The organism is Actinomycetota bacterium, from assembly GCA_030774015.1.
Classification (GTDB): Bacteria; Actinomycetota; UBA4738; order UBA4738; family JACQTL01; genus JALYLZ01.
The window spans coordinates 34,532-41,299 of sequence record JALYLZ010000173.1 but is presented as its reverse complement, the minus strand read 5'-3'; the positions used below and the strand labels follow the sequence as shown (position 1 = coordinate 41,299).

The window sequence follows — 6,768 nt, the reverse complement described above, 5'->3', positions numbered from 1 at the left end:
GGTGGTACCGGTCCAGCGCGCCGGTCGCGGCCAGCCGGTCCACCAAGGCCAGCCCGGCCTGGGGGCCGTCGGCCATGGCCACGGCGACCGCCGCGTTCAGCGCGACCACGGGCGAGGGCTGGATGGCGAGCAGCGAACGGTACAGCGCCGCGACGGCCGGCCAGTCCGTCGCCTCGGCGTGGGGCGCCCGGGCGTGCTCGGCGGCGACGCCCGCCTGGACCTGGTAGGGGCCGGCGGGGCCGAGCTGGCGGGCCCGGTCCAGGAGCGCGAGGCCTTCCCCGATCTCCCCGGCGTTCCAGCGGGAACGGTCCTGGTCGTCCATCAGCACGAGGTCGCCCTGCGCGTCCACTCGAGCATCCCGCCGGGAATCGTGGAGCAGCATCAGCGCGAGCAGCGCGACGGCCTCCGCCTCCGCCGGCAGGAGGCCCACCACGACCCGGGTCAGCCGGATGGCCTCCGCGCACAGGTCTGAGCGAACCAGCGGCCCCTCGGTCGAGGCGTACCCCTCGTTGAACACCAGGTACAGGACCCCGAGCACGCCCGCCAGCCGTTCCGGCAGCAGGCCGGGAGGCGGCACCTGGTAGGGGATCGCCGCTTCCCGGATCTTGCGCTTGGCCCGGACCAGCCGCTGCGCGACGGTCGATTCGGTGGTCAGGAAGGCCCGCGCGATCTCCCGGGTGGTCAGCCCGCCCAGCGTTCGCAACGTGAGCGCCACCTGGGTGTCACGGGCCAGCGCGGGATGGCAGCACGTGAACACCAGCCTCAGGCGTTCGTCGGGCCAGGCCCGCACGCGCATCTCCTCCTCGTCGGGTAGGGACTGAAGGCGGTCGAGGGCCCGGATGAGCTCGACCTTGTCCCGGAGCCGGCGCTCGCGGCGAATCCGGTCGATGGCCCGGTTCCGGGCGGTTGCGGTGATCCAGGCGCCGGGGTTGTCGGGCACGCCGTCGGCCGGCCACCGGTCCATGGCCCGGACGAAGGCGTCCTGGACCGCCTCCTCGGCCAGGTCGAAGTCGCCGACCGCGCGGATGAGGGTCGCCAGCGCTCGCCCGTGCTCCTCATGGAACAGGCGCTCGACGACCTCGCGAACGTCCCGGTGAACGTCGATGGCCGTCGATGCCTAGTGGGGCATCTCCATGCCGGCCGGGGCCTCGACCGGAACGACCTCGTGGACCTCGATGGCCCCGAACCGGGCGTCCGGGATCCTCGCCGCCGCCTCCAGGGCCTGCTCCTGCGTGCACTCCAGCACGTAGTAGCCGCCCAGGAACTCCTTGGTCTCGGCGTACGGGCCGTCGGTCACCTGAGTCTCTCCGTCCCGGACGCGGACCGTTTTGGCCTCCGGCTTCAGCGGGTCCCCCACCAGGAACCACCCCTGGTCGATGAGCCACTGCGTGTACTGGAAGTACTCCACGAACAGGCCCTGCTGCTCCTCCTGGGACATCTTGCCCCAGGCCTCGCCGTTGGTCCAGATGACCAGCATGTGCTTCGCCATGTTCCAGCTCCTTTCTCGCCTCGCGGGCGCGGTGCCCCGGCCGGGGCGTTCCGGCTAGTGCTCGACGACCGGCCGGACCTCGATCGTCCCGCGGTCTCCCGCGGGGATCCGCGAGGCCGCCTCGATGGCCTGGTCGAGGTTGTCGCACTCGATGAGGTAGAAGCCCCCAAGCTGCTCCTTGGTCTCCGCGAACGGCCCGTCGGTGGTCACGGTGCGGCCGTTCTCCAGCCGCACGGACGTGGCGGACGAGGTCGCCGCCAGCTCCTCACCGCCCCGGGCCCACCCCCGCTCGTCCAGCCACGCCCCGAAGTCGGCGTGCTGCTGGTAGATGGCCTTTTGCTCGTCATCCGACAGCCCCTCCCAACCGCCCTCCTGCTGGTAGATCAGCAGCGCATACTTCACGTTCATCGCCTCCTCCCGGCGGCGCCCCGTGGCGCCGCTCACCCTACCGACGAACGCACCGCCCCCGATTTCGACAACTGGCCCGAGAATTCAGCGCCCGCCGGCGGCAGTAGGCTACCGACGTGGCCAAGCCCTCACTGGACGCGCTGGACTTCCTCGGGCTGGACGCGCAGCTGTCGGACGAGGAACGCGCCGTCCGGGACACGGTCCGTTCTTTCGTCCGGGACCGGGTCCTGCCGGGCATCGACGAATGGTTCGAGCGTGCCCAGTTCCCCACGGAGGTGGCCACCGAGATCGGCCGGCTCGGGCTGCTGGGGATGCACCTGGAGGGGTACGGCTGCGCCGGCGCCAGCGCGGTGCAGTACGGGCTGGCGTGCACGGAGCTCGAGGCCGGCGACTCCGGCTTCCGCAGCTTCGTGTCCGTCCAGGGCTCGCTGGCCATGTTCCCGATCTGGAAGTACGGCTCCGACGAGCAGAAGCAGCAATGGCTCCCCCGGATGGCCGCCGGCCAGGCGATCGGATGCTTCGGCCTGACCGAGCCGGACTCGGGCTCGGACCCGGGCTCCATGCGCACGTGGGCCAAGCGCGACGGCGACGACTGGGTGCTGTCCGGAACCAAGATGTGGATCACCAACGGCGGCATCGCCGACGTGGCCATCGTGTGGGCCCGAACCGACGACGGGGTGCGCGGGTTCGTGGTGCCGGCGGACACGCCAGGGTTCACCACCAAGGACGTCGCCAGGAAGCTGTCGCTGCGGGCCTCGGTGACCTCTGAGCTGGTCCTGGACGAGGTCCGCCTGCCCGCCGACGCCGTCCTGCCGGACGTGGTGGGGATGCGGGGCCCGCTGTCGTGCCTGAACGAGGCCCGCTACGGGATCGTGTGGGGGGCCATGGGCGCGGCGCGGTCGTGCTTCCAGGCGGCGCTCGACTATGCGAAGACCCGCGAGCAGTTCGGGAAGCCCATCGGCTCGTTCCAGATCACGCAGCAGAAGCTCGCCAACATGCTGGTCGAGCTGGTCAAGGGCCAGCTGCTCGCCCTGCACCTGGGGCGGATGAAGGACGCCGGGACGCTGCGGCCCGAGCAGGTCAGCGTGGGGAAGCTGAACAACGTGCGCGAGGCGCTGGCCATCGCCCGGGAGGCCCGCACCATCCTGGGGGCGAACGGCATCACGCTCGAGTACCCCGTGCTCCGCCACATGAACAACCTGGAGTCGGTGCTGACCTACGAGGGGACCTCGGAGATCCACTCGCTCGTGATCGGCGAGGCCCTCACCGGTCTCCGGGCATTCGAGTAGGGCTTCGTGACGTGAGCCCGTTCCGCGCCTCCGCCGGGTTCACCTCGGAGTGGAAGCACTTCGGGTACGGCGTCGCCGATGGCGTGGCCACCGTCACCTTCCAGCGGCCCGAGCGGCTGAACGCGCTGACCCTGGACGTCTACGCGGACCTCCGCGACCTGCTGACCGAGCTCCCGCACCGGGGCGACGTCCGCGTGCTGGTCCTAACGGGGACCGGGCGGGGGTTCTGCTCGGGCGGCGACGTCGACGAGATCATCGGGGTCCTCCTGGAGCGCGACACCCACGAGACCATGGAGTTCACCCGCATGACCGGCGCCGTGGTCAAGGCCATGCGGGAGTGCCCCATCCCCATCGTGGCCTCCGTGAACGGGATCGCGGCCGGGGCGGGAGCGGTGATCGCGCTGGCGGCCGATCTCCGGATCCTGGCCCGGTCGGCGTCCTTCGCGTTCCTGTTCACCAAGGTGGGGCTGGCCGGAGGCGACATGGGCGCCGCGTATCTGCTGCCGCGTGTGGTGGGGCTGGGGCGCGCCACCGAGCTGCTCCTGCTGGGGGACGCCCTGGACGCCGAGGGCGCGTTCCTGATCGGGCTGGCCACGGCGGTGGTGGACGACGAACGGCTGGGTGAGGAGACGGCGGCCGTGGCCCGCCGGCTGGCGGAGGGCCCGGCGGCCGCGTACGCCACCACCAAGATGCTGCTGTCCAGGGAGCAGGACGTCGACCTGTCCAGCGCCCTCGAGCTGGAGGCGGCGGCCCAGGCGCTGCTGATGCGGAGCGCGGACCACGCGGAGTTCTACCGGTCGTTCAAGGAGCAGCGGCCTCCGGAGTGGACCGGCCGGTGACCATGGCATGGACCGGCCGGTGACCGATGGTACGGACCCGCCGGCCTTCGGGGGCGCGAACCAGCCAGCCGAGAGCCCGCACCGGCTGATCAACCCCGAGAAGCTGCTCCCGCCGCAGGGGTTCTCCCACGCGGTCGTCCCGGCCGCCGGCCGCACGATCTACCTGGGAGGGCAGGCCGGGCACCGGCCGGACGGCTCGATCGACGAGGGGATCGTGGCCCAGTTCGACCAGGCGGCGGCGAACGTGGTGGAGGCGCTGCGCGCGGCTGGCGGAAGTCCCGAGCACCTGGTGTCGGTGCAGATCTTCGTGACCGATGCGGCCGAGTACCGGTCCGCGCTGCGCGAGATCGGCGAGGCGTGGCGGCGGCGCCTCGGCCGGCACTTCCCCGCGGTTTCCCTGTTCGAGATCCGGGGCCTGTTCGACGCCCGGGCCCGGGTGGAGCTGGTGTGCGTCGCGGTGGTGCCGGAGGGCTGACCGAGCCGTCCCGCCCACGCCAGCCTCCTGCCGGCTCAGGCCACGCCGGTAGCGCGCCGCACGCGCAACGTGGCCAGAAGTCCCACGACCACCGCCGTCATGGCGATGGCGCCGGCCACGATCCAGGGCCAGGCCAGGCCCGGCCCGGCAGGCTGCGGAGCGGCCGCCCGAACGGCCGGGGTCGCGGGAGCACCGTTGATCGGGGTCGCGCCTCCCGCGCTCGCAGCAGCGGGCTGGGGAAGTCCCAGGCGTTCCAGCTCGGCCAGCATCTCGGTCGATGCCACCCACCATCCGGCGTCGATCCGGGGTCCCTTTGGGCCGAGACGCTGGCCCGGGGCGGTGTACGTCCAGACCCCGTCCTTCGCGTAGGGGTACAGGTCCTGGCGGACCGTGACCGAGCCGCCCGGGAAGTCCCGAAGCCGGTACTCGACGACGTACTTCGGGCCGAGGTCGGCACGCGAGACCCCGATCGCCCACGGCGGCCGGTCCTTGGTCTGCGCGAACAGCCCCAGCCGGGACAGCTCCTCCCCGGCCGGCCCGTTCCCGGGGATGGTGATGCCACCCGAGGGAAGGTTGGGGCCGTTGATGTTGACGACGCCGATGCCCTTCGCCCCCGCCGGCTGTGCCAGCCCGAGCACCACCGTCCCGATCACCGCCGCCACCGTCAACCTGGCTCGCATGGTTCCTCCCTTTCGCTCGCCTTGCCCTTCCTACAACCGGAGCGGCAGATCGGTTCCTGCGGCGTCATGCGGTCCTGCGCTCACCGTGCGGGTGCGGGCGGCCCCGGGCGGTTCGGGACGTCAGCGCACCGACGACGCGATGGCGATGGCGCGTGCCTCGGAGCAGCGGCACTCCAGCCGGAGCGTGAGCTCGGCATCCACCCATACCAGGGTGTTGCCGGCCAGCCGGACGCTGTCGGTGAACGGCCGCCCGTGCTCGTCGGTGTAGTAGATCTCGTGTGGGGCCCCGGAGAACCAGAACCCGGACTGGGCGTTCACCTGGACGAAGTCCACCTTCGTGCCCGACGCCATCAGCTTCTTGATGAGGGTTGGGTTCACGCTGCCCCGGAACTCGGTGACGAGGGCTCCGACGCCAGTGAACCGGGCCGCCGGCAGTCCGGGATGCGGCCGGTACACCAGGGACACCCGCCCGCCGGCCGGAACGACGCTCACGTAGACCTCGGCCGGGCCGAGATGCCGGCCGCGTGGCACCTCCACCGGGAACGAGACCTGGTCCCGGGCCCGCTCCAGCGTCGTGCGCCCGCCCAGGAACAGCTGTGTCCCGACCGGTGGAGGGGACGGCAACACCGTCGCCTTGGGCTGGAAGATGATCCGAAGTCCCGGCAACCCGAGCCGCCCCGCAACTGCCGCGCCCGACAGCAGCACGAGCATCGCCAGCGCGAGCACGGCGACCCGCCGCACCGGCCGGCGGGGAAGCAGGCGTTCCACGATTCCGGGACGCGCGGCCGGACGCGCGGTGAGCCTCGCGACCACCGCCGCGGCCACGTCCGGTTCCGGATACTCCAGATACCTCCCCAGGCTGGCCAGGGCGGTCTCCAGTTGGTCGTCCGACATCTGCCACCGCCGGTCAGCCACCGCGGCCTCCCTCCTGCGCCGCCAGCGGCTCCGCGGAGGAAGCCTCGAGGATCTTCCGGAGGCGGCGAAGGGCCCGGGCCAGGCGAGACTTCACTGTCCCGGCCGGCACGCCGAGCGCCACCGCGGTCTCCCGCTCGGACAGGCCCAGGAAATATCGGTACCCGATGACCATGCGGTCGTGTTCCTTCAGCCGGTTCATCGCTGCCACCAAGATCGTTCGCTCCTCCTCCGCCAGGGCCGCCACCTCGGGGGATGGAGCCGCATCCCCCGAGGGACGGTCCTGTCCCGCCCGCAGGGCCAGCCGGGCCCGCCGGGCCGCCGACTTCCGCCGGTTCCTGGCCTCGTTCGCCACGATGGCGAGCAGCCACGGACGGAACGGGGCGTCCCCCCGGAAACGGGGCAGCGCGTAGTACGCCTTCACGAAGGCCTCCTGCACCGCGTCCTCGGCCTCGGCTGCCAGCCTGGTGACGAGGTAGGCCGTCCGGGCCGCCACGTGCTGGTACCGGCGAACGAGCTCCTCGTACGCGCCGACATCGCCCTGCCGTGCCCGCTCGACGAGTTCGGCTTCCTCCAGTGGACGGCCCTCCACTTCCGCGCACCGAACGTCCACGTGCACCCGATTGACGTCTTCGTTGGGTTGTACACCCCCGGTCGGCGTGTGGTTCCCGGCCCG

Annotated in this window: 9 protein-coding genes; 3 read left to right on the top strand and 6 right to left on the bottom strand. The window is 72.0% G+C overall.

The window, feature by feature from the left end; all coding sequences use genetic code 11:
• From M3Q23_17155 to M3Q23_17145, 3 genes are all read right to left on the bottom strand, one after another.
• Window positions 1-1,105: sigma-70 family RNA polymerase sigma factor (locus tag M3Q23_17155; GenBank protein ID MDP9343781.1), on the bottom strand; the 1,105-nt coding region annotated here is incomplete at its 3' end.
• A gap of 12 nt (window positions 1,106-1,117) precedes the next feature.
• Entirely contained in the window at window positions 1,118-1,489 is a 372-nt protein-coding gene (locus M3Q23_17150; protein MDP9343780.1) for a YciI family protein, read from the bottom strand.
• Between the two features lie 54 nt (window positions 1,490-1,543).
• Complete coding sequence (locus M3Q23_17145; GenBank protein ID MDP9343779.1) at window positions 1,544-1,933, bottom strand: YciI family protein; 390 nt, start codon at window positions 1,931-1,933, stop codon at window positions 1,544-1,546.
• 80 nt (window positions 1,934-2,013) lie between these two features.
• On the opposite strand from M3Q23_17145, the gene M3Q23_17140 reads away from it, so the two are divergent.
• The 3 genes from M3Q23_17140 to M3Q23_17130 are packed head-to-tail and all read left to right on the top strand — an operon-like array spanning window position 2,014 to window position 4,500.
• The gene (locus M3Q23_17140; protein ID MDP9343778.1) at window positions 2,014-3,186 is read left to right on the top strand and encodes an acyl-CoA dehydrogenase family protein; all 1,173 of its coding nucleotides are present in this window, start codon (window positions 2,014-2,016) and stop codon (window positions 3,184-3,186) included.
• A gap of 11 nt (window positions 3,187-3,197) precedes the next feature.
• The gene (locus tag M3Q23_17135; protein MDP9343777.1) at window positions 3,198-4,025 is read left to right on the top strand and encodes an enoyl-CoA hydratase family protein; all 828 of its coding nucleotides are present in this window, start codon (window positions 3,198-3,200) and stop codon (window positions 4,023-4,025) included.
• 19 nt (window positions 4,026-4,044) lie between these two features.
• On the top strand, window positions 4,045-4,500 hold the full coding sequence (locus M3Q23_17130) for a RidA family protein (protein MDP9343776.1): 456 nt from the start codon (window positions 4,045-4,047) through the stop codon (window positions 4,498-4,500).
• A gap of 35 nt (window positions 4,501-4,535) precedes the next feature.
• On the opposite strand, the gene M3Q23_17125 is transcribed toward M3Q23_17130, so the two are convergent.
• The 3 genes from M3Q23_17125 to M3Q23_17115 form a co-directional block, all read right to left on the bottom strand.
• Complete coding sequence (locus M3Q23_17125) at window positions 4,536-5,180, bottom strand: hypothetical protein (GenBank protein ID MDP9343775.1); 645 nt, start codon at window positions 5,178-5,180, stop codon at window positions 4,536-4,538.
• Between the two features lie 120 nt (window positions 5,181-5,300).
• The gene (locus tag M3Q23_17120) at window positions 5,301-6,095 is read right to left on the bottom strand and encodes a hypothetical protein (protein ID MDP9343774.1); all 795 of its coding nucleotides are present in this window, start codon (window positions 6,093-6,095) and stop codon (window positions 5,301-5,303) included.
• Window positions 6,088-6,705, bottom strand: coding sequence for a sigma-70 family RNA polymerase sigma factor (locus tag M3Q23_17115; GenBank protein ID MDP9343773.1), 618 nt, complete (start codon window positions 6,703-6,705; stop codon window positions 6,088-6,090). The genes M3Q23_17120 and M3Q23_17115 overlap by 8 nt, the downstream gene beginning before the upstream one ends.
• Window positions 6,706-6,768: the final 63 nt, after the last annotated feature.

Coding starts and splice junctions, on each gene's coding strand:
- M3Q23_17125 (MDP9343775.1), bottom strand. CDS start 5,180: ATGCGAGCCAGGTTGACGGTGGCGGCGGTGATCGGGACGGTGGTGCTC.
- M3Q23_17150 (MDP9343780.1), bottom strand. CDS start 1,489: ATGGCGAAGCACATGCTGGTCATCTGGACCAACGGCGAGGCCTGGGGC.